Origin of the sequence: Enterobacter cloacae complex sp. ECNIH7, from assembly GCF_002208095.1 — a bacterium.
GTDB classification, from domain to species: domain Bacteria; phylum Pseudomonadota; class Gammaproteobacteria; order Enterobacterales; family Enterobacteriaceae; genus Enterobacter; species Enterobacter cloacae_M.
In genome coordinates this window covers 828,024-849,774 of the sequence record NZ_CP017990.1, presented here as the reverse complement: position 1 = coordinate 849,774, position 21,751 = coordinate 828,024, and the positions used below count along the sequence as shown (strand labels likewise).

At 56.1% G+C, this 21,751-nt stretch carries 19 protein-coding genes; 3 read left to right on the top strand and 16 right to left on the bottom strand.

Features of this window, described 5'->3' with window-relative positions; all coding sequences use genetic code 11:
* Positions 1-66: 66 nt before the first annotated feature.
* From coaE to yacG, 3 genes are read left to right on the top strand one after another with little or no spacing between them, the layout of a single operon-like run.
* Positions 67-687, top strand: a complete 621-nt coding sequence (gene coaE / locus WM95_RS04080) for a dephospho-CoA kinase (RefSeq protein ID WP_047742816.1) — start codon at positions 67-69, stop codon at positions 685-687.
* On the top strand, positions 687-1,430 hold the full coding sequence (zapD, locus tag WM95_RS04075) for a cell division protein ZapD (protein ID WP_023310405.1): 744 nt from the start codon (positions 687-689) through the stop codon (positions 1,428-1,430). The genes coaE and zapD overlap by 1 nt, the downstream gene beginning before the upstream one ends.
* A gap of 9 nt (positions 1,431-1,439) precedes the next feature.
* Positions 1,440-1,634 carry a DNA gyrase inhibitor YacG gene (gene yacG / locus WM95_RS04070; RefSeq protein WP_023310404.1) on the top strand — a complete coding sequence of 65 codons (195 nt, stop codon included), beginning with the start codon at positions 1,440-1,442 and terminating at the stop codon, positions 1,632-1,634.
* A gap of 34 nt (positions 1,635-1,668) precedes the next feature.
* On the opposite strand, the gene mutT is transcribed toward yacG, so the two are convergent.
* From mutT to WM95_RS03990, 16 genes are all read right to left on the bottom strand, one after another.
* Positions 1,669-2,061 carry an 8-oxo-dGTP diphosphatase MutT gene (gene mutT / locus WM95_RS04065; protein ID WP_029741232.1) on the bottom strand — a complete coding sequence of 131 codons (393 nt, stop codon included), beginning with the start codon at positions 2,059-2,061 and terminating at the stop codon, positions 1,669-1,671.
* Between the two features lie 57 nt (positions 2,062-2,118).
* Entirely contained in the window at positions 2,119-4,824 is a 2,706-nt protein-coding gene (gene secA / locus WM95_RS04060) for a preprotein translocase subunit SecA (protein WP_023310402.1), read from the bottom strand.
* 58 nt (positions 4,825-4,882) lie between these two features.
* On the bottom strand, positions 4,883-5,386 hold the full coding sequence (gene secM, locus WM95_RS04055; RefSeq protein WP_023310401.1) for a secA translation cis-regulator SecM: 504 nt from the start codon (positions 5,384-5,386) through the stop codon (positions 4,883-4,885).
* A 278-nt stretch (positions 5,387-5,664) separates the two neighbouring features.
* On the bottom strand, positions 5,665-6,582 hold the full coding sequence (gene lpxC, locus WM95_RS04050; protein WP_063409789.1) for a UDP-3-O-acyl-N-acetylglucosamine deacetylase: 918 nt from the start codon (positions 6,580-6,582) through the stop codon (positions 5,665-5,667).
* A gap of 101 nt (positions 6,583-6,683) precedes the next feature.
* The gene (ftsZ, locus tag WM95_RS04045; protein WP_008501978.1) at positions 6,684-7,835 is read right to left on the bottom strand and encodes a cell division protein FtsZ; all 1,152 of its coding nucleotides are present in this window, start codon (positions 7,833-7,835) and stop codon (positions 6,684-6,686) included.
* 63 nt (positions 7,836-7,898) lie between these two features.
* Positions 7,899-9,155, bottom strand: coding sequence for a cell division protein FtsA (ftsA, locus tag WM95_RS04040; protein WP_023334508.1), 1,257 nt, complete (start codon positions 9,153-9,155; stop codon positions 7,899-7,901).
* A complete protein-coding gene (gene ftsQ, locus WM95_RS04035) occupies positions 9,152-9,994 on the bottom strand; it encodes a cell division protein FtsQ (RefSeq protein ID WP_088544645.1) in 843 nt (280 codons plus the stop codon). Before ftsQ ends, ftsA begins: the two co-directional genes overlap by 4 nt.
* A 1-nt stretch (position 9,995) precedes the next feature.
* The gene (locus WM95_RS04030) at positions 9,996-10,916 is read right to left on the bottom strand and encodes a D-alanine--D-alanine ligase (protein ID WP_063409790.1); all 921 of its coding nucleotides are present in this window, start codon (positions 10,914-10,916) and stop codon (positions 9,996-9,998) included.
* Complete coding sequence (gene murC, locus WM95_RS04025) at positions 10,909-12,384, bottom strand: UDP-N-acetylmuramate--L-alanine ligase (protein WP_063409791.1); 1,476 nt, start codon at positions 12,382-12,384, stop codon at positions 10,909-10,911. The genes WM95_RS04030 and murC overlap by 8 nt, the downstream gene beginning before the upstream one ends.
* A gap of 56 nt (positions 12,385-12,440) precedes the next feature.
* Entirely contained in the window at positions 12,441-13,505 is a 1,065-nt protein-coding gene (gene murG / locus WM95_RS04020; protein WP_039260813.1) for an undecaprenyldiphospho-muramoylpentapeptide beta-N-acetylglucosaminyltransferase, read from the bottom strand.
* Complete coding sequence (gene ftsW, locus WM95_RS04015) at positions 13,502-14,746, bottom strand: cell division protein FtsW (RefSeq protein WP_023310395.1); 1,245 nt, start codon at positions 14,744-14,746, stop codon at positions 13,502-13,504. Before ftsW ends, murG begins: the two co-directional genes overlap by 4 nt.
* Entirely contained in the window at positions 14,746-16,062 is a 1,317-nt protein-coding gene (murD, locus tag WM95_RS04010; protein ID WP_063409792.1) for a UDP-N-acetylmuramoyl-L-alanine--D-glutamate ligase, read from the bottom strand. Before murD ends, ftsW begins: the two co-directional genes overlap by 1 nt.
* A gap of 2 nt (positions 16,063-16,064) precedes the next feature.
* Positions 16,065-17,147: a phospho-N-acetylmuramoyl-pentapeptide-transferase gene (mraY, locus tag WM95_RS04005; RefSeq protein ID WP_008501985.1), complete on the bottom strand. Its 1,083-nt coding sequence runs from the start codon at positions 17,145-17,147 to the stop codon at positions 16,065-16,067.
* The gene (gene murF / locus WM95_RS04000; RefSeq protein ID WP_063409793.1) at positions 17,141-18,499 is read right to left on the bottom strand and encodes a UDP-N-acetylmuramoyl-tripeptide--D-alanyl-D-alanine ligase; all 1,359 of its coding nucleotides are present in this window, start codon (positions 18,497-18,499) and stop codon (positions 17,141-17,143) included. Before murF ends, mraY begins: the two co-directional genes overlap by 7 nt.
* Entirely contained in the window at positions 18,496-19,983 is a 1,488-nt protein-coding gene (gene murE, locus WM95_RS03995; RefSeq protein ID WP_047742825.1) for a UDP-N-acetylmuramoyl-L-alanyl-D-glutamate--2,6-diaminopimelate ligase, read from the bottom strand. The genes murF and murE overlap by 4 nt, the downstream gene beginning before the upstream one ends.
* Positions 19,970-21,736, bottom strand: coding sequence for a peptidoglycan glycosyltransferase FtsI (locus tag WM95_RS03990; protein WP_088544644.1), 1,767 nt, complete (start codon positions 21,734-21,736; stop codon positions 19,970-19,972). The genes murE and WM95_RS03990 overlap by 14 nt, the downstream gene beginning before the upstream one ends.
* Positions 21,737-21,751 lie beyond the last annotated feature (15 nt).

The window sequence follows — 21,751 nt, the reverse complement described above, 5'->3', positions numbered from 1 at the left end:
TGCTGGCGCACCTAAGAGTTTTAATCAACTGATTTTAATAATGAATAATTCCCAGGATTTGAATTAATGGGGTATATCGTCGCATTAACCGGCGGCATCGGTAGTGGCAAAAGTACCGTTGCGGACGCGTTCTCTCGTTTGGGTATCACGATTATTGATGCCGATATCATTGCCCGCCAGGTGGTAGAGCCCAATACACCCGCGCTAAAGGTCATCGCAGAACATTTTGGTCAGACAGTCATCAATGCCGATGGCACACTGAATCGCCGTCAGCTTCGCGAATGCATTTTTTCTGATTCTGCGGAAAAAGCCTGGCTTAATGCCCTGCTCCACCCCATCATCCACCAGGAAACTCAGCGTCAGATAGCCGCAGCCCGCTCGCCCTATGTCCTGTGGGTAGTTCCGCTACTGGTTGAAAATCAGCTGCAGAAGAAAGCCGATCGGGTTCTGGTGATAGATGTCGCACCCGAAACGCAAATCCAGAGAACCATGGCGCGCGATCGCGTCTCGCGGGAGCATGCTGAACAAATTCTTGCCGCTCAGGCTACGCGCGCTCAGCGCCTTGCCGTGGCGGATGATGTTATTGATAATAACGGCGCACCAGATGCCATTGCATCGGATGTTGCCCGTCTGCACGCGCAGTATCTGACGTTCGCCGCGCAGGCCGTTGCACAGGAAAAACCATAATGTCGACACACATCCTTTTTGAGCATCCGCTCAACGAAAAAATGCGTACCTGGCTGCGCATCGAATTTCTTATTCAACAACTTTCACAACATCTGCCTGTTAACGATCATGCCACGGCGTTGCACTTCTTCCGCAACGTAGGCGATCTGCTGGATGTGATTGAACGCGGCGATGTCCGCACAGAATTACTCAAAGAGCTGGAGCGCCAGCAGCGTAAATTGCAGGCATGGACAGAGGTCCCCGGCGTAGATCAGAGCCGTATCGACGCGCTCCGCCAGCAGTTGAAAAGCAGTAGCGCCGTCCTGATGGCCGCGCCGCGCGTCGGGCAGTTTTTGCGTGAAGACCGCCTGATTGGCCTGGTGCGCCAGCGTCTGAGCATTCCTGGCGGCTGCTGCAGCTTCGACCTGCCGACGCTGCATATGTGGCTACATATGCCACAGGCGCAGCGTGACGCGCAGGTGAACAGCTGGCTGGCAAGCCTGGAGCCAATGCACCAGACGCTGTCGCTGATCCTCGATCTGATCCGTAACTCTGCTCCGTTCCGCAAGCAAACCAGCCTGAATGGTTTCTTCCAGGATAACGGTGATGATGCCGATCTTCTGCGTCTCAATCTGTCTCTCGGCGAACAACTTTACCCACAGATTTCCGGGCATAAGAGCCGCTTTGCGATTCGCTTTATGCCGCTGGACAGTGAAAATGGCACCGTGCCGGAACGTCTCGATTTTGAACTGGCCTGTTGTTAAGGAGTGCCGATGTCTGATGTCACCACCGTAAGCTGCCCAACCTGTGGCAAAACCGTTGTCTGGGGCGAAGTCAGTCCGTTCCGCCCATTCTGCTGCAAGCGCTGTCAGCTCATTGACCTGGGCGAATGGGCGGCGGAAGAGAAACGCATTCCAAGCGAAGGCGATCTCTCGGACAGCGATGACTGGAGCGAAACCCAGCAGTAATCTGTAAAGCCTGCTGGCGCTTCGCCTGGCAGGCCTACGGTTGTGCGACTAACCGCAGGATCACGGGCTCATTAGCTGGCGGGAATTTTTCGGCATCACTTGCCTTAAGCTCCACCCAGCTCCCCGGCTGGCCCTCTTTTCCCCAGGGTTCACCTTCCCAGTTTTCCACAAGCCAGAACCACAGCGTGATGTGCCTGTCAGGAAACTGGTACTCAAGCTTATCAAACAGCGTTGCGCCAAGCGGCGTGATCCCCACCTCTTCCTGAAGCTCCCGAACCAGCGCCTCTTCCGGCGTTTCACCTGACTCGATTTTACCGCCCGGAAACTCCCACTTGTTCGCCATATGGGCGTCGGCAGCGCGCTGGGTGATAAAGATTTGGTTTTGAGGGTTGCGAATAATCCCGACGGCAATTTGCAGTATTTTCATATTGTCACTTCCATAAAAAAGGCGCAGATTTCTGCGCCTTTTTGTTTTTTTATGAACTTAGCTCAGACGGCCGTGGCACGCCTTGTACTTTTTACCGGAACCACACGGGCACGGATCGTTACGACCCACTTTACGATCGCCGGTCTGCGCGGCGATCGCCGCTGCGGCTTCGCTGTCGTCGGTCTGATGACTCAGCTGCTGCATCTGTGCCAGACGCTCGGCTTCTTCACGACGCTGCTGCTCCATCGCTTCCACTTCTTCCGGCATACGCACCTGAACCTTGCTCAGGGTGCTGATCACTTCGTACTTCAGTGACTCCAGCATAGAGGCAAACATGGAGAAGGATTCACGCTTGTATTCCTGCTTCGGATCTTTCTGCGCATAGCCACGCAGGTGGATACCCTGACGCAGGTAGTCCATCGCCGCCAGGTGCTCTTTCCACAGGGAGTCCAGCGTCTGCAGCATCACGCCTTTTTCGAAGTGACGCATCATTTCAGCGCCAACAACCTCTTCCTTACGCTTGTAGACGTCCAGCGCGGTTTCAAAGATACGTTCACGAAGGGTCTCTTCGTGCAGCTCAGGCTCTTTATCCAGCCACTCTTTGATTGGCAGATCGAGGTCAAAGTCATTTTTCAGACGTTCCTGCAGGCCTTCGATATCCCACATCTCTTCCAGAGACTGCGGTGGAATATGCGCGTCGATGGTGGCTTTAAACACATCTTCACGAATGCTGTTGATGGTTTCGCTCACGTCGGACACGTCCAACAGTTCGTTACGCTGGGTGTAGATCGCGCGACGCTGATCGTTAGCCACATCATCATATTCCAGCAGCTGCTTACGAATATCAAAGTTGCGGCTTTCCACTTTACGCTGTGCGTTAGCGATCGCTTTAGTCACCCACGGGTGCTCGATGGCTTCGCCTGGCTTCATCCCCAGCTTACGCATCATGCCGGACACGCGGTCGGAGGCGAAAATACGCATCAGCGCATCTTCCATAGACAGGTAGAAGCGGGATGAACCGGCATCACCCTGACGACCCGCACGGCCACGCAGCTGGTTATCGATACGACGAGACTCGTGACGCTCTGTACCGATGATGTGCAGACCGCCGGACGCCAGAACGGCGTCATGACGAACCTGCCAGTCGGCTTTGATCTGGGCAATCTGTTCTGGCGTTGGGTTTTCCAGCTCCGCCACTTCAGCCTGCCAGCTACCACCCAGCATAATATCGGTACCACGGCCCGCCATGTTGGTGGCGATGGTTACGGCAGCCGGATAACCCGCCTGCGCAACAATGTCCGCTTCTTTGGCGTGGAATTTGGCGTTCAGAACGTTGTGTTTGATACCCGCTTTAGTCAGCTCGTGAGAAACCACTTCGGATTTCTCGATGGAGATGGTCCCCACCAGAACCGGCTGACCATTCGCAGTACGGTCGCGAATATCTTCGATGATCGCCTGAATTTTTTCCGCTTCGGTCATGTACACCAGGTCCGGCATATCCTTACGGATCATTGGACGGTTGGTTGGAACGACCACGGTATCCAGCTTGTAGATGGAGCTGAATTCAAACGCTTCGGTATCAGCAGTACCGGTCATCCCCGCCAGCTTCTCATACAGACGGAAGTAGTTCTGGAAGGTGATAGATGCCAGCGTCTGGTTTTCATTCTGAATATCCACACCTTCTTTGGCTTCCACAGCCTGGTGCAGACCGTCAGACCAGCGACGTCCCTGCATGGTACGGCCGGTGTGTTCATCGACGATGATCACTTCGCCGTCTTTAACGATGTAATCGACGTCGCGGGTGAACAGCGCGTGGGCGCGCAGTGCAGCGGTCACGTGGTGCATCAGCATGATATTGCTCGGGGAGTACAGGGACTCGCCCTCTTCCATGATGCCTTCAGCCACCAGCAGCTCTTCAATTTTCACCAGACCGCGTTCGGTCAGGTTCACCTGGCGCGCTTTTTCATCAACGGAGAAGTGGCCTTCACCCTGGAAGGTATCCGAGTCCTCTTTCTCCTGACGCAGCAGGTGTGGAATGATTTTGTCGACCTTACGGTACATCTCGGAGCTGTCTTCAGCCGGGCCGGAGATGATCAGCGGAGTACGCGCTTCATCGATCAGGATGGAGTCAACCTCATCCACCAGCGCATAGTGCAGCTTACGCTGTACGCGCTCTTCCGGGCTGAACGCCATGTTGTCACGCAGGTAGTCGAAGCCGTATTCGTTGTTGGTGCCGTAGGTGATGTCCGCGTTATACGCTTCGCGCTTGGCTGGCGCAGGCAGGCCGGACATGTTGATACCGACGGTCATACCGAGGAATTCGAACAGTGGGCGGTTGTTTTCGGCGTCACGCTGCGCCAGATAGTCGTTGACGGTAACGACGTGAACGCCTTTACCGGTCAGCGCGTTCAGGTAAGCCGGCAGCGTTGCGGTCAGGGTTTTACCTTCACCGGTACGCATTTCCGCGATGCAGCGCTCGTTGAGCACCATACCACCCAGCAGCTGGACGTCGAAGTGACGCATGCCGAATACACGCTTACTCGCTTCGCGCACGACAGCAAACGCTTCCGGGATCAGGCTTTCTAAGGTTTCACCTTTTTCCAGACGAGCGCGGAATTCCGCCGTTTTCGCTTTCAGCTCGTCATCAGAGAGCTTCTCCATCGCCGGTTCCATACCGTTGATGACGGCAACAGCTTTGCGCATACGGCGCAGGGTACGATCGTTACGACTACCAAAAACTTTAGTTAACAATTTGATTAGCATAATAAATTCTCAAACGCCCCAGTATGGGCAGATAAATTAAGGTATTGAAAAAGTTAATTTAGCTGAGGCGCTGCGGCCCGGCGCGAATGCCGTGGGCCTGGCTAATCCAGGTTGAAACAGAGAATGAAACAGGTGAAACAAACGCACGCTGCGTTGTCTGACGAACCATGACCGGCGGCTGGCTGTCCTGCGTAAGCAGCGCGTTGAGCGTGTCCAGCAGGGCAAGATGCTGAGCCTGCACCGGCAGCGCCTCTTCCGCAACAGGCATGGCCTGCGGTGCCATCGCGAAGGACAGATGGCGGATAACCGTGCGGATAGCGTGCTGGTGCCAGTAATCGACGGAGAAGTTTGGGCGGCGGTTGGCTTCAAGCCACGCGAGGTTAGTGAAGTTAACCCGCGAGTTGAGATCGTGTTTGGTGGTGGAGGTTTTTGCGGGCGTCGCCGCTTCGGCACTGTTGCTGAGCGCAGGCAAGCCGAAACTCGCCGCGACCATCCCTAATAAGAGATGCGGCCAGAAGTAACGTCTGCCAAATTGTCGCCAGCGCGTCAGTATTCCGCTCACCTGCTCCACCCAATAAGCCAGCCTTGCAGAGGCTGAGTTCAGTTATTCTTTTTAGCGCCCAGATAGTACCACTAAAGCCAATATACATCAGCAGGAATGAGGTGCCGCCGCGGGGAAAAACGGTCAAGAATGCAGCTAACGCACACATTTTCTGCGTAAGACAAACGAGAGATAACGCTGGGGCAAACGAAGAGGGGTAAAAATAAAAACGACTGGTCTCCCTGGTCGGAGAGAGTACCAGGTTAACCAGTCGATTTTTTACGAAACGGCGTGAACCGTTACGCCAGAACCATGTTTGGCGCTTTGAAAGCCAGCGGCAGTTCTGCTTCGTCTTCGAAGGTCACATATTCCCAGGCTTCCTGTTTTGCCAGGACGGCCTGCAACAGTTTGTTGTTCAGCGCATGACCGGATTTGAACGCGGTAAATGCACCAATGATGTTGTGACCACACATGAACAGGTCGCCGATAGCATCCAGCATTTTGTGACGAACGAATTCATCTTCGAAACGCAGGCCGTCTTCGTTCAGTACGCGATAATCGTCAACAACGATGGCACAATCGAAGCTGCCGCCCAGGCACAGGCCGCGGGACTGCAGATATTCGATATCACGCATGAAGCCAAATGTACGGGCTCGGCTTATCTGGCGCATAAACGCATCAGCAGAGAAGTTCATCGCATAGCGTTGGGTGCTGGAATCAATCGCCGGATGGTTAAAGTCGATGGTAAAGTCCAACGAGAAACCATTGTACGGTTTGAATTCAGCCCACTTGTCGCCATCTTCGACGCGAACGGTCTCTTTGATGCGTACAAATTTCTTCGCGCAGTTCAGTTCTTCGATGCCAGCATCCAGCAACAGATAGACGAACGGTGCAGCACTGCCATCCATAATCGGGATTTCTGGCGCATCGACTTCAACAATAATGTTGTCGATACCCAGACCCGCCAGGGCGGCGTTCAGGTGCTCTACGGTAGAAATCCGCACGTCATGCTCGTTCACCAGACAAGTACAGAGCATAGTATCACGCACAGATTTGGCATCGGCCGGAAAATCTACCGGTGGAATCAAGTCGGTGCGACGATAGATGACCCCGGTATTGGCCGGCGCAGGGCGTAACGTCAGCGTGACTTTCTTGCCGGTATGTAAACCGACACCAGTCGCCTGAACGATACGTTTAAGTGTCCTTTGTTTGATCATCGTATAATCTCGCCAAATTAACTATCCAACCGAGAGTGTATATCACTAACGGTGGGCCAGTTTAGCACAAAGAGCGCAAATCCCCAAATTCCAGCCAATTCTTAGTCAGCTTGCTTACGCAGGAACGCCGGGATATCCAGATAATCTGGCTCTTTCGCCGTTTGAGGCGTTGGGTCGTTCACCACTTTCGCGGCCGGTTTCTGCTCCTGAGTCAGAGGAGACATACCGTGCTGCTGGTAACGATCCATTACCGGTTGCTGAGTCTGCTTGTTAGTCACCAGAGTGATTTCTGGGCGCTTGTCCATACCGATACCGGTCGCAACAACGGTAACACGCAGCTCGTCGTTCATTTCAGGGTCAAGAGAAGTACCGATTACCACGGTAGCGTTGTCTGAGGCAAACGCACGGATAGTGTTACCCACGGTTTCGAACTCATCCAGACGCAGGTCAAAGCCAGCGGTAATGTTGACCAGCACGCCGCGCGCACCAGACAGATCGATATCTTCCAGCAGTGGAGAAGAGATAGCCATTTCAGCCGCTTCTTCTGCACGGTCTTCGCCGCTCGCCACGCCAGAGCCCATCATCGCGTAGCCCATTTCGGACATCACGGTGCGAACGTCTGCAAAGTCAACGTTCATCAGGCCAGGACGGGTAATCAGTTCAGCGATACCCTGAACCGCGCCTTTCAGCACGTCGTTTGCTGCACCGAATGCGTCCAGCAGGGAAATACCGCGACCCAGAACTTTCAACAGTTTGTCGTTCGGGATGGTGATCAGCGAGTCCACATGCTTGGACAGCTCGGTGATACCCTGCTCCGCGAAGGCCATACGCTTCTTGCCTTCAAAGTTGAAAGGCTTGGTCACGACAGCAACGGTCAGGATACCTAAATCTTTTGCCACTTCAGCCACAACAGGTGCTGCGCCGGTACCGGTACCGCCACCCATGCCTGCTGCGATGAAGACCATGTCCGCACCTTCCAGCGCAGCGCGCAGCGCTTCACGATCTTCCTCAGCCGCATTGCGACCGACTTCCGGGTTAGCCCCTGCTCCCAGCCCTTTGGTGATACCACCGCCGATCTGGATAGTCTGGCCTACAGCCGTCTTACGCAGTGCCTGCGCATCGGTGTTAACTGCGAAGAATTCAACACCTTCAATGCGTTCACGCACCATATGCTCTACGGCGTTACCGCCGCCGCCACCGACGCCGATGACTTTAATCACCGCGTCGTTGGTCAGTTCCATAGGTTCAAACATAATTTCTCTCTCCGTTGTGCCTGTCGCCCGAGACCGCTAATTCTCTCCGGTCTCTTAAAAAAATTAAAACTCTTTTCGCAACCAGTTGTTCAGTCGTTTGACCCACGACCCCACTGAGACGCGTTTTTCCACTTCTGCTTCACCACTGAGATGAGATTCCTTCCCGTAGTGGAGCAGGCCCACAGCCGTTGAATAATACGGCTCCTGAGCATAATCCGTTAAACCGGTGATATTCAGCGGCGCACCAATACGCACCTGCGTGTGGAATACGCGCTGAGCGCAGGCCGCAAGACCTTCAATTTGCGCTGCACCGCCGGTTAATACAATCCCCGCCGCAAGATGATGTTTAACGCCCTGCTGACGAAGCTGTTCCTGTAACTGTAAAATCTCTTCGTTGACCAGGTTGAGCAGCTCGGTATAGCGCGGCTCAATGACCTCTGCCAAAGTCTGGCGCTGCAGGCTACGCGGTGGACGACCACCGACGCTCGGCACTTCAACGCTCTCATCTTTGCCAACGATAGATCCCAGCGCACAGCCGTGGCGCACTTTAATCGCTTCTGCATCGCTCGGCGGCGTACCAAAAGCGTAAGCAATATCGCTGGTTACAACGTTCCCGGCATAAGGGATCACTTTCGTGTGGCGCAACGCACCGCCGGTATACACGGCGATATCCATTGTACCACCACCAATATCGACCACACAGACACCCAGTTCACGTTCATCTTCGGTCAGTACGGAATAACTTGCCGCCAGACCGGCGAAAATAAGTTGGTCAACTTTCAGGCCACAACGTTCAACGGCTTTTACAATGTTCTTCGCCATATCGTTGTGACATGTGATCAGGTGCACTTTTGCCTGCATACGCACGCCAGAAAGACCGACCGGGTTCTTGATCCCTTCCTGGTAGTCAATCGCATATTCCTGCGGAATGACATGCAGCACGCGATGCTCGTCGCGGACACGCACGGATTTCGCCGTGTGCACGACGTTTTCAACGTCTTCCTGCGTCACTTCTTCTTCGGAAATCGGCACCATACCGATTTCGTTCTGGCAGCTAATATGCTTACCAGAAAGGGCCAGATAGACAGAAGAAATCTGGCAATCTGCCATCAGTTCAGCCTGATCGATGGCGCGCTGAACGCATTTCACCACCGATTCAAGATCGTTTACCCCACCTTTATCCATACCACGGGACGGGCAACTGCCTACGCCAATGATATTGACCATACCGTCGGGCAGAACTTCCCCTACTAAAGCGGCAACCTTCGCGGTGCCAATCTCCAGTCCAACTACCAGTTTTCTGTCCGTCGCCTTGATCATTGTTGTTCTGCCTGTACCTGTGCCTGATTCTGTTGCTGATTAGGTTCCTCGACCGGAGCCGGTACCCAACCGACTGCTGCGCCTGAGTCATAGCGCAAATCAACGTAGCTTATCCGTTTGCCGTCAGTCTGTGCCTGCTGCTGTAAAACCGGGTAAAGTTCGACAAAACGCGCCAGACGCTTCATTGTGTCGCCGCGTCCCAGGTTGAGCTTAATGCCGTTTGTTAACGTCAGCTGCCAGGAACGGCGCGCCGTCATGGCTGCATCTTTTAACGTAAACCTGTCCTTCGCCAGCACCTGACCCATTTCGCGACAACCCTGTAATACTTCGTTTTCGCTACCTTCCGGGCCATACAACATCGGTAAATTTTGCTTGTTGACACGATCGGCCGGGACGCTGAAGGAATTTCCGTCTGCGTCAACCATGTGCTGATCATTCCAACGCGCAATGGGCACATATTCAACCAGATGAATCTTCAATTCATCAGGCCATTGCTTTCTTACGCTCGCCTGTTTTATCCATGGCAGACGTTCTATCTGGCTCTGGATAATATTGACGTCCTGCGTCATAAAGGTGCCAGGTGAGCCCAGTGCCAGTATTGACTGGCGAATATCGTCGTTACGCGTGTAGTGACGCTCACCGGTGACCACCAGCTTAGAAAGCGGCAACCGCTGTGCATCTTCCATCCAGCCCAGGACCATCCAGCCGCTGATAAACACGGTGCACAGCACCCCGAGCAGGAAAATGATGCCTGCAAGACGCGTTCCATTACTGCGGCGTGAAGAGGCGTATTCGTCCTCGTCATCGCGGTTGCGCGTGTTCAATGCAGCCTGAGACATATCAGCCCGCCTGGTCCAGAATGCGTACGACTAACTGCGAGAAACTCATCCCCGCCTGACGCGCGGCCATCGGCACAAGGCTGTGGCTGGTCATTCCCGGAGAGGTATTCGCTTCCAGCAGATAAAATTGTCCATCGCTGTCCTGCATCACGTCGATGCGTCCCCAGCCACGGCAACCCAGAACATGCCAGGCTTTAAGCACCAGGGACTGTAAATCGGCTTCACGCTCAGCTTCAAGACCACAAGGGCAGAAATATTGCGTCTCATCAGAGAGATACTTCGCCTCATAATCATAGAAGGTTCCGGCCGGTTGGATACGGATTGACGGTAAAATTTCTTCGCCAAGCATCGCGACGGTAAATTCCGGCCCGCTGAGCCATTTTTCAATCAGAACTTCTTCATCATGTTGAAATGCCAGCGCTAAAGCGGACGAAAGATCTTCAGCTTTGTCGACTTTGGACATTCCCACGCTGGAGCCTTCCCGGCTGGGCTTTACAATAACCGGTAAGCCTAGCTCAGCAATGCGTGCATTAACGCTATCCGACAGGCCCAATTCAAATTCGCGACGCGTCAGCGCTACCCATGGCGCAACGGATAACCCTGCCCCCTGCCACAGCAGCTTGCTGCGCAGTTTATCCATAGAGATAGCGGAAGCCATCACGCCGCTGCCGGTGTACGGCAGACCGATCAGATCCAGAAGTCCCTGCAGGGTGCCGTCTTCACCGCCGCGACCATGCAAAGCGATAAAGACTTTATCGAAGCCCATGGCTTTTAATTGCGTCACGTCGACCTCTTTTGGATCAACCAGGTGCGCATTGATGCCACCTTCGCGCAGGCCCGCCAGCACAGCCGCGCCGGAATTCAGGGAAACCTCGCGCTCGGCGGAGGTGCCGCCAGACAGGACAGCAATCTTATCAGCCATGATGCTCATCCTCCTGGGTTTGCGGCTTCAGTTTGATTTCAGCTAAGGTACGGGCGATTTTGCCGATATTTCCCGCGCCCTGAATCAGAATCAAATCGTTACCCGTAAGGACCGGTGCCAGAATTTCCGCCATCTGTGCAGGGTCAGAAACCAGAATAGGGTCAACTTTACCGCGTCCACGGATGGTACGACACAGGGAACGGCTGTCAGCACCTGGAATCGGCGTCTCGCCTGCGGCGTACACGTCCAGCATTAACAGGGTGTCTACCTGTGACAGGACGCTGGCGAAATCGTCGTACAGATCGCGCGTACGCGTGAAGCGGTGCGGCTGGAAGATCATCACCAGATTTTTGTCAGGCCAGCCTGCACGCGCGGCTTTAATGGTGGCGTCCACTTCGGTCGGATGGTGGCCGTAGTCGTCCACCAGCATCGCTGTGCCGGCTTTACCGTTAACGGCGTCCAGCGGGAATTCACCGAGGAAGTCGAAACGACGGCCGGTGCCCTGGAAGCTTTCCAGCGCGCGCAGAATCGCATCATCATCAATGCCTTCTTCCGTCGCGACGGCCACTGCCGCTGCGGCATTGAGGGCATTATGGCGCCCTGGCGCATTCAGCGTGACGTGCAGCAGCTCTTTGTCCTGACGCGCCAGAGTGAAATGCCCCTGCGCACCAATCTGTTTGTACTCTTCCACGCGGACGTCAGCGTCTTCGCTGAAGCCGTAAGTGGTGATTTGACGACCCACGCGCGGCAGCAGCTCGCGGATCACCGGATCGTCAACGCACATCACCGCGCGTCCATAGAACGGCAGGTTGTGCAGGAAGTTGATGAAGGTCTGCTTTAAGTTCTCGAAGTCGCCCTGGTAGGTATCCATATGGTCAGCTTCGATGTTAGTGACAATCGCCACCATCGGCTGCAGGTGCAGGAACGACGCGTCGCTCTCATCCGCTTCAGCAATCAGGTAACGGCTGTGGCCCAGACGCGCATGTACGCCCGCTGCTTTGACCAGACCGCCGTTGACGAACGTCGGGTCGAGACCCGCTTCCGCATAAATACTGGAGACCATCGCCGTGGTCGTGGTTTTACCGTGGGTCCCGGCAATGGCGATGCCGTGACGGAAACGCATCAGTTCCGCCAGCATTTCTGCACGGCGGATCACCGGAATGCGCGCTTCGTGCGCGGCAACGATTTCCGGGTTGTCAGAGGAGATAGCGCTTGAGACCACCACCACGCTCGCATCGCGCACGTTTTCCGGGCGATGGTTGAAATAGATAGTCGCCCCAAGCGACGCCAGCTGCTGCGTTACAGGATTTGGCGCCAGGTCAGACCCGCTGATCTGATAGCCTTCGTTAGCTAACACTTCGGCAATACCGCCCATGCCAGCACCACCGATGCCAACAAAGTGAATGTGCCGGACGCGACGCATCTCGGGCACGATTGAACGCAGTTTTGCCAGTTGTTGTGTATTCATTCTCTAAACGCCATCGACTACTTAAAATTCGTGCAGCGCAACACGCGCTGCGAGGGTTAAGCCTGGGCTGCCAGGCTCACTTCTTTTGCCACCCGCTCCGTCGCATCAGGAATAGCGGCCGCGCGCGCGCGTTGCGCCATCTCCAGCAGTGCGTCTCTGTTCCAGCCCGCCAGGGTGGTGGCGACCGCGTCGGCGGTAAATTGTGGCTGCTCAAATATCTTCGCGGCACCGGCTTTCTCAAGCGGCAGCGCATTCCAGTACTGCTGTCTGTCTTTGTGCTGGAACGGCACAAACAGGGCCGGCAGACCCGCGGCGGCGATCTCGCTCACCGTCAGCGCGCCGGAACGACAGACCACGACATCGGCCCAGGCATACGCTGCCGCCATGTCGTCGATAAACTCTGTGACTTTATGCTGCGGCTGGCCTTCGTCTGCGTATGCTTGCTCAACGGTCTGCTGAGCGCCTTTTCCGCTCTGGTGCCAGATCGTCACGGTATCCCCCAGCTTTGCGGCAACCTGCGGCATCGTCTGGTTTAGAATGCGAGCGCCCTGAGAGCCGCCGACGACCAGTACACGAACCGGCCCTTCACGGCCCGTCAGGCGAGCATCCGGCAGCGGCAGCGCCAGCACGTCCACACGCACCGGGTTACCCACCACGTCCGCTTTCGGGAACGCGCCGGGAAACGCCTGCATAACTTTGGTAGCGATTTTCGCCAGCCACTTGTTGGTCAGTCCGGCAATACCGTTCTGTTCATGCAGAACAACGGGAATGCCTAACGACCACGCCGCCAGCCCGCCAGGACCCGAGACATAACCGCCCATGCCCAGCACCACATCTGGCTTAAAGCGCTTCATGATGGTGCGCGCCTGACGCCAGGCGTTAAAAATACGCACCGGTGCCAGCAGCATAGCCTTGAGGCCTTTGCCCCGAAGGCCGGAAATACGAATAAAGTCGATCTCAATACCGTGCTTCGGTACCAGATCGGCTTCCATGCGGTCTGCGGTTCCCAGCCAGCGTACCTGCCAGCCCTGATCCATTAAATGGTGCGCAACCGCCAGTCCCGGGAACACGTGTCCACCGGTACCGCCTGCCATCACCATTAACCGCTTCGGTTGATTCATCGTGAACCTCGTGTAAACGCCTGGGCTTTTTCCAGACGCGTTTCATAATCTATGCGCAACAAAAACATGATGGCCGTCGACATAATCAACAGACTGGAACCACCATAACTGATCAACGGCAACGTCAGACCTTTGGTCGGCAGCATACCTGCTGCGGCCCCGACGTTAACCAATGCCTGGAAGCTAAACCAGATACCAATTGAGCAGGCTAAGAATCCTGAGAAGCGGTGATCGATCTCCAGCGCTTTCCGCCCGATGGACATGGCGCGGAAAGCGACGAAGAATACCATTAATAGCGCTAATACCACACCGATATAACCCAGTTCTTCCGCAATAATGGAGAAGATGAAGTCAGTATGCGCTTCCGGTAAATACTCCAGTTTCTGTACCGAGTTACCCAGCCCCTGTCCCCAGACCTCACCACGACCAAAGGCCATCAGCGACTGCGTCAGCTGATAACCGCTGCCGAACGGATCTTCCCACGGGTTCCAGAACGAGGTTACACGGCGAATACGGTAAGGCTCGGCGAGGATCAGCAGCACAACCGCTGAAATCCCCATCCCGATGATAGCGATGAACTGCCACAGCTTCGCGCCCGCCAGGAACAGCATCGCCAGGGTGGTAACGAACAGCACGACAACGGTACCGAGGTCAGGCTGCGCCAGCAGTAATACCGCCAGCACCAGAATCACGCCCATCGGTTTTAAGAAGCCGCGCAGGTTGTTACGCACTTCATCTACCTTACGCACCAGGTAGTTTGCCAGGTAGCAGAACAGGGAGAGCTTGGTAAATTCCGCAGGCTGAATGCGCAGCGGGCCAAAGGCGATCCAGCGTGATGCGCCGTTAACAGAGCTCCCCACCACCAGCACGATCAGCAGCATAATAATCGAGGCGATCAGCATCGCCGTACTGTGCCGCTGCCAGAACTCCATCGGCAGACGCAAGGTCACCAGCGCCAGGCAGAACGCCAGGATGATGTAAAGACCATCACGCTTGGCAAACAGGAAAGGATCGTTCGCCAGACGCTGCCCGACGGGCATTGAAGCTGACGTGACCATAATGAAGCCGACCGCCGCCAGCCCCATCGTGAGCCAGAACAGCGTGCGATCGTACATGACCAGGCTGTCGTTATCTTTTTGACGAGAGCCCATCACCCAGCCTTTGAGCGCCGCAAACACCCATGCCAGAATCCCAAATCCTGGCAGGCGCGGCATTTTCAGGCGAGGGAGAGATAAACGCATTAGCCTAACTCCTTCGCCAGGCGGGTAAAGACATCACCACGCTGTTCGAAATTCTTGAATTGATCGAGGCTGGCGCAGGCCGGAGAGAGCAGCACCATATCGCCTGGCTTAACGCGAGGGGCAATCAGCCGCATCGCCTGTTCCATGGTTTCGGTTTGCTCGGCAACCTCAGGGCGCAGTTCAGCCAGCTCGCTGCCGTCACGGCCGAAGCAGTACAGGCGGATGTTATCTCCGGCGAGATACGGCTTCAGGGAGGAGAAATCCGCTGATTTACCGTCGCCGCCCAGCAGTAAATGCAGGGTTCCGTCAACGTGCAGGCCGTTCAGCGCGGCCTCGGTGCTGCCCACGTTGGTGGCTTTGGAGTCGTTGATCCAGCGCACGCCGTTGTGCTCCAGCGCCAGCTGGAAACGGTGCGCCAGGCCAGAAAACGTGGTTAACGCTTTCAGGCTGGAGGAGCGCGGCAGCCCTACTGCATCCGCCAGCGCCAGCGCCGCCAGGGCATTGGTATAGTTGTGCTGACCAGAGAGCTTCATCTCTTTCACGTTCAGCACTTTCTCACCTTTCACGCGCAGCCAGGTTTCGCCCAGCTGACGGTTCAGGTGGTAATCGCCCATCGTGATACCGAAGCTAATACAGCGATCGTCTGCGCCACGCACCGGCATGGTTAGCGCGTCATCGGCGTTAACAACGCAGACGTTGGCATTTTCATAAACGCGGAGCTTGGCGGCACGGTACTGCTGCAGACCAAATGGATACCTGTCCATATGATCTTCAGTCACGTTGAGGATCGTCGCGGCAGCCGCGTGCAGGCTGGAGGTGGTTTCAAGCTGGAAGCTGGAAAGTTCCAGTACGTACAGCTCACAGCCTTTATCCAGCAGCATCAGGGCTGGCAGGCCAATATTGCCGCCAACACCGACGTTCTTACCCGCCGCTTTTGCCATCTCGCCGACAAGCGTAGTGACCGTGCTTTTACCATTTGAGCCGGTAATGGCGATAATCGGAGCCTGCGCTTCGCGGCAGAAGAGTTCGATATCGCCGACAATCTCAACGCCCGCATCCGCGGCAGCGCTCAGCGAAGGATGCGCCAGCGCCATACCTGGGCTTGCGACAATCAGATCGGCTGCCAGCAGCCAGTCATCATTCAGACCACCAAGGTGGCGTTCAACCTGTTCCGGCAGTTTGTCCAGACCCGGCGGAGAGACACGCGTATCCATCACGCGTGGCGTCACGCCGCGTGCGAGGAAAAAGTCCACGCAGGAAAGCCCCGTGAGGCCCAACCCGATGATAACGACTTTTTTGCCCTGGTAATCTGCCATGATTAACGTACCTTCAGCGTTGCCAGGCCAATCAGCACCAGCATCAGCGAAATAATCCAGAAGCGCACAATCACGCGCGGCTCCGGCCAGCCTTTCAGTTCATAGTGGTGGTGAATCGGCGCCATACGGAAGATGCGCTGGCCGCGCAGCTTGAAGGACCCGACCTGCAAAATTACCGACAGGGTTTCAACCACAAACACGCCACCCATGATCACCAGCAGGAACTCCTGGCGCAGCAGCACGGCAATAATGCCTAACGCGCCACCCAGCGCCAGTGAACCGACGTCACCCATGAAGACCTGCGCCGGATAGGTGTTGAACCACAGGAAGCCCAGCCCCGCGCCGACAATCGCCGTACAGACGATCACCAGCTCACCCGCGTGGCGCAGATAAGGGATGTGCAGATAATTTGCAAAGTTCATGTTACCGGTCGCCCACGCCACCAGCGCAAAACCGGCGGCCACAAAGACGGTTGGCATAATCGCCAGACCATCCAGGCCGTCGGTCAGGTTAACGGCGTTGCCGGTACCAACAATCACAAAGTAGGCCAGCAGGATGTAGAACAGCCCCAGCTGCGGCATCACGTCCTTAAAGAACGGCACGACCAGCTCGGTGGCTGGCGTGTCTTTGCCTGCCAGATACAGTGCGAAGGCCACGCCCAGCGCGATCACTGACATCCAGAAATACTTCCAGCGCGCGATCAGGCCCTTAGTATCTTTGCGGACGACTTTGCGGTAATCATCAACAAAACCGATGATCCCGTAACCCACCAGTACCGTCAGAACGCACCAGACGTACGGGTTGGAGGGATACGCCCACAGCAGCACGGAAACGACGATGGCGGTCAGGATCATGATCCCGCCCATCGTCGGCGTGCCGCGCTTGCTGAAGTGCGATTCCGGACCGTCGTTACGCACAACCTGGCCGAAAGAGAGTTTTTGCAGACGGGCAATCATGCGCGGGCCCATCCACAACGAGATGAACAGCGCAGTCAGCAGGCTGACGATGGCGCGAAACGTCAGATACGAAAAGACGTTAAAGCCTGAATAATATTTGACCAAATGTTCGGCCAGCCAAACTAACATGTCCCGTTCTCCTGTAATGCGTGCACAACCTCTTCCATGGCGGCACTACGTGAACCTTTCACTAACACAGTCACAATTTGTTTTTCTGTAATCAACGCCTTAAGGCGCGCTATCAACGCGCTTTTATCAGCAAAATGCTCGCCAACGCCGCTGGCATAGCTAATCGACTGGCTCAGTTTTCCTGCGCTCAGCACGCAGTCCAGCCCCGCCGCTTTCGCCGCTTCACCGACCTGGGTATGGCAGGCTTCGCTTTCGTCGCCCAGCTCTGCCATATCGCCCACCACCATGATGCGATAGCCCGGCATTTCAGATAACACCTGCACCGCCGCCGTCATTGAGCCAACGTTCGCGTTGTAGGAGTCATCCAGCAGCAGCTTGTTTTCCGAAAGCTGAATCGGGAACAGACGCCCCGGCACGGCTTTCAGGTTCGCCAGCCCGGTTTTAATCGCTTCATGCGACGCGCCCACCGCCGTCGACAACGCCGCCGCCGCAAGCGCATTGGCGATGTTATGGCGACCCGGCAGCGGCAGCAGCACATCAATGCCTCCCGTTGGGGTGGTGAGGGTGAACTCCGTACCGTGCGACGTCACGTGGATATTGGTCGCGGTAAAATCACTGTTGGCCGCATTCGGCGAGAAGCGCCAGGTTTTACGCGAACCAATGATGCTTTGCCAGTTCAGCCAGTCGTTGTTGTCGGCGTTCAGGATGGCGATACCGTCATCCGGCAGGCCGGTGTAAATCTCACCTTTGGCTTTCGCTACGCCTTCCAGCGAGCCAAAACCTTCCAGATGCGCCGCCGCGAGGTTATTCACCAGCGCGGCTTCCGGGCGAGTCAGGCTCACGGTCCAGGCGATTTCGCCCTGGTGGTTCGCCCCTAACTCGATCACCGCAAATTCGTGTTCTTTAGTCAGACGGAGTAATGTCATCGGCACGCCGATGTCATTATTGAGGTTGCCCGCGGTATAAAGCGTATTCCCGCACTGGCTGAGGATCGCCGCCGTCATCTCTTTCACCGACGTCTTGCCTGATGAACCGGTCAAGGCGACAACGCGAGTAGGGACCTGCTGACGAACCCAGGCGGCCAGCTCACCGAACGCGAGACGCGTATCTTTCACCACAATTTGCGGCAGATCGATATCGAGCCTGCGGCTGACCAGCAGGGCGCCGGCGCCATTCTCTTTGGCCTGTTCTGCAAAATCATGCGCGTCAAAACGCTCGCCTTTCAGCGCCACAAACAGACAGCCTGCGGTGATTTTACGGGTGTCCGTCGTTACGGCATCAATGGTCAGGTCTTGCCCGTAGAGGTCGCCCTGCAGAATAGCAGCGGCCTGGCTTAACGTGATGCTAATCATGCCACGACTCCCAGCAGGCGTGCTGCCGTTACGCGGTCCGAGTAGTCCAGACGGCGATTGCCAACGATCTGATAATCTTCATGGCCTTTGCCCGCCAGCAGAACAACATCATTCTCCTGCGCCTGCATGATGGTGTTGGTCACGGCTTCCGCACGCCCTTCCACCACGCGAGCGCGGCCCGCGTCCAGCATGCCCGCCAGAATGTCATTAATGATGGCGCGCGGCTCTTCGGTACGCGGGTTGTCATCGGTCACAACCGGAATATCTGCAAACTGCTCGGCAATAGCCCCCATCAGCGGGCGTTTGCCTTTATCGCGATCGCCGCCGCAGCCAAACACGCACCAGAGCTTCCCTGTGCAGTGCAGGCGCGCCGCTTCCAGCGCTTTTTCCAGCGCATCAGGCGTGTGGGCATAATCAACCACAACGGTCGGTTTGCCCGGCGCGCTGAACACTTCCATACGGCCGCAAACAGGCTGCAGACGCGCTGAGGTTTTCAGCAGTTCAGCCATCGGATAACCCAGCGCCAGCAACGTTGCCAGCGCCAGCAGCAGGTTGCTGACGTTAAAGGCGCCCATCAGGCGGCTTTCAATTTCACCTTCCCCCCAGGAAGAGGCAAAGCGGATTGTCGCCCCGCTGTCGTGATAATTCACCTCAACCGCCTTCAGCCAGCGGCCGTGGCAGTTCGGATTGATATGGTCTTCCATCGACACTGCAACCGCATCCGGCAGTTTCGCCAGCCAGCGGCGGCCCACTTCGTCGTCGGCGTTGATGATGGCTTGTCCGTAATGGTGAGTAGAGAACAGCAGCCATTTCGCGGCTTCGTAATGCTCCATATCACCGTGATAATCAAGATGATCGCGGCTCAGGTTGGTAAACACGGACGCGGCAAATTTCAGCGCCGCGACGCGGTGCTGAACCAGACCGTGCGAAGAGACTTCCATCGCAGCAAAGGTTGCCCCCTGCCCTGCCAGACCGGCAAGCACATGCTGTACGTCTACCGCCGAGCCGGTGGTGTTTTCCGTCGGGCTCACTTTGCCCAGCAGGCCGTTACCCACGGTACCCATCACCGCACCGGTTTCACCCAGCAGCTGGGCCCACTGCGCCATCAACTGCGTGGTAGTGGTTTTACCGTTGGTACCCGTCACGCCAACCAGGCGCAGCTGGTCGGAAGGTTCGTGATAAAAACGCCCCGCCAGCGCGGAAAGACGCTCGTTTAACTGGCTGAGATAGATGACCGGCACCCCGTGCATTTCACGGATCTCACCGTCGGTTGCCTCATCTTTGGCCTCAGCAATAATGGCAGCCACACCTTGCGCAATCGCCTGCGGGATATAACGACGCCCGTCCGCCTGATGACCGACCACCGCCACAAAAAGATCGCCAGAAGCAGCCACGCGGCTGTCCAGTACCATCTCTCGCAGTGCTCGCTCCGGTGCATTTGGCACCCACGGAGCGAGAAGGTCGCGCAAATTACGATCTGCCACCTGTACCCTCGCCTTGATTAATTACAAATTCACTTTTTTCGCCCGTCGCCAGCGCATCCGGTTCAATGTTCATGGTGCGTAACACGCCGCCCATGATAGCCCCGAACACAGGCGCGGAGACGGCGCCGCCGTAGTATTTACCCGCCTGTGGATCGTTTATCACGACCACCAGCGCAAAACGCGGATTGCTTGCAGGCGCTACGCCTGCGGTATAGGCAATGTATTTATTGATATAGCGGCCGTCCGGCCCTACTTTTTTCGCCGTACCGGTCTTGATGGCGATGCGATAACCTTTGATTGCCGCCTTCACGCCGCCGCCGCCGGGCAGCGCTACGCTTTCCATCATATGAACAACAGTACGGACGGTTGATTCCGGGAAGATACGCTGGCCGGGAACCGGTGGATCAACTTTGGTAATCGACAGCGGACGATAAACGCCATAGCTGCCGATCGTTGCGTAGACTCGCGCTAACTGTAACGGTGTCACCATTAGCCCGTAGCCGAAAGAGAAGGTGGCCCTCTCTATGTCAGACCACCGTTGTTTTTGAGGATATAAGCCACTGCGTTCTCCGACCAACCCCAAATTGGTCGCCTTTCCAAGCCCAAAACGTGAGTAAGTCTCTACTAACGCTGAGGACGGCATCGCTAACGCCAGCTTTGAAACACCGACGTTACTCGACTTCTGTAACACCCCGGTCAGGGTCAATTCGCTGTAGCGCGCCACGTCTTTGATTTCGTGGCCGTTAATTCGGTATGGAATGGTATTCAGTACGGTGTTTTCATTGACGATACCGCGCTGGAGTGCAGTCATGACCACCATCGGCTTAACGGTCGAACCCGGTTCGAATACGTCGGTGATGGTACGGTTACGCATAACATCCTTCTGCGTACCGGTGAGATTGTTAGGGTTGTAGGAAGGGCTATTGGCCATCGCCAGCACTTCACCCGTGTTGACGTCGACTAACACGGCACTGCCCGATTCCGCTTTGTTGAAGGCCACGGCGTTGTTCAGCTCGCGGTAAACCAGCGCCTGTAGCCGCTCATCGATACTCAGCGCAAGGTTGTGTGCGGCCTGGCTGTCCGTAGAGGAAATATCCTCAATCACGCGACCGTAGCGGTCTTTACGCACAATGCGTTCGCCCGGCTGGCCGGTCAGCCATTTATCAAAGCTTTTTTCGACGCCTTCAATCCCCTGGCTATCCACGTTAGTAAAGCCAATGAGGTGAGCAGTCACTTCGCCGGAGGGATAGTAACGACGAGATTCTTCACGCAGATGGATCCCCGGCAGCTTCAATTTTTTGATGTAGTCCGCCATGTCAGGGTTCACCTGACGTGCCAGATAGATAAACCGCCCTCTCGGGTTGGTATTCACGCGTGAAGCTAACTGGTCAAGCGGCATCTTCAGCGCATCCGCAAGCGCCTTCCAGCGGTTATCAAGCGTGATCCCGCCTGCATCATGCAGTTCTTTAGGATCGGCCCAGATCGCCTTCACCGGCACGCTCACCGCCAGCGGGCGACCCGAGCGGTCGGTGATCATCCCGCGGGATGTCGACACTTCCTGGACGCGCAGGGAGCGCATGTCGCCCTGGCGCACCAGCATGTCAGGGGCGATGATTTGCAGCCAGGCCACGCGTCCCAGCAGAAAACCCAGAGCGAGTAAAATGCAGCCGCAAAGCAACGCAAAACGCCAACTGACAAAGTTGGCCTGTTCTTCCTGACGTTTTGGTTTTAGCGTTTTTGCCGCTGCTTTCATGCGTCGCGTTTTCCC

Excerpts from the sequence above, each read along its gene's own strand:
- yacG (WP_023310404.1), top strand. The coding sequence starts at position 1,440 with ATGTCTGATGTCACCACCGTAAGCTGCCCAACCTGTGGCAAAACCGTT.
- lpxC (WP_063409789.1), bottom strand. The coding sequence starts at position 6,582 with ATGATCAAACAAAGGACACTTAAACGTATCGTTCAGGCGACTGGTGTC.
- murC (WP_063409791.1), bottom strand. The coding sequence starts at position 12,384 with ATGAATACACAACAACTGGCAAAACTGCGTTCAATCGTGCCCGAGATG.
- murG (WP_039260813.1), bottom strand. The coding sequence starts at position 13,505 with ATGAATCAACCGAAGCGGTTAATGGTGATGGCAGGCGGTACCGGTGGA.
- mutT (WP_029741232.1), bottom strand. The coding sequence starts at position 2,061 with ATGAAAATACTGCAAATTGCCGTCGGGATTATTCGCAACCCTCAAAAC.
- zapD (WP_023310405.1), top strand. The coding sequence starts at position 687 with ATGTCGACACACATCCTTTTTGAGCATCCGCTCAACGAAAAAATGCGT.
- murF (WP_063409793.1), bottom strand. The coding sequence starts at position 18,499 with ATGATTAGCATCACGTTAAGCCAGGCCGCTGCTATTCTGCAGGGCGAC.
- murD (WP_063409792.1), bottom strand. The coding sequence starts at position 16,062 with ATGGCAGATTACCAGGGCAAAAAAGTCGTTATCATCGGGTTGGGCCTC.
- ftsZ (WP_008501978.1), bottom strand. The coding sequence starts at position 7,835 with ATGTTTGAACCTATGGAACTGACCAACGACGCGGTGATTAAAGTCATC.
- ftsQ (WP_088544645.1), bottom strand. The coding sequence starts at position 9,994 with ATGTCTCAGGCTGCATTGAACACGCGCAACCGCGATGACGAGGACGAA.
- WM95_RS04030 (WP_063409790.1), bottom strand. The coding sequence starts at position 10,916 with ATGGCTGATAAGATTGCTGTCCTGTCTGGCGGCACCTCCGCCGAGCGC.
- WM95_RS03990 (WP_088544644.1), bottom strand. The coding sequence starts at position 21,736 with ATGAAAGCAGCGGCAAAAACGCTAAAACCAAAACGTCAGGAAGAACAG.
- mraY (WP_008501985.1), bottom strand. The coding sequence starts at position 17,147 with ATGTTAGTTTGGCTGGCCGAACATTTGGTCAAATATTATTCAGGCTTT.
- secA (WP_023310402.1), bottom strand. The coding sequence starts at position 4,824 with ATGCTAATCAAATTGTTAACTAAAGTTTTTGGTAGTCGTAACGATCGT.
- coaE (WP_047742816.1), top strand. The coding sequence starts at position 67 with ATGGGGTATATCGTCGCATTAACCGGCGGCATCGGTAGTGGCAAAAGT.
- ftsA (WP_023334508.1), bottom strand. The coding sequence starts at position 9,155 with ATGATCAAGGCGACGGACAGAAAACTGGTAGTTGGACTGGAGATTGGC.
- ftsW (WP_023310395.1), bottom strand. The coding sequence starts at position 14,746 with ATGCGTTTATCTCTCCCTCGCCTGAAAATGCCGCGCCTGCCAGGATTT.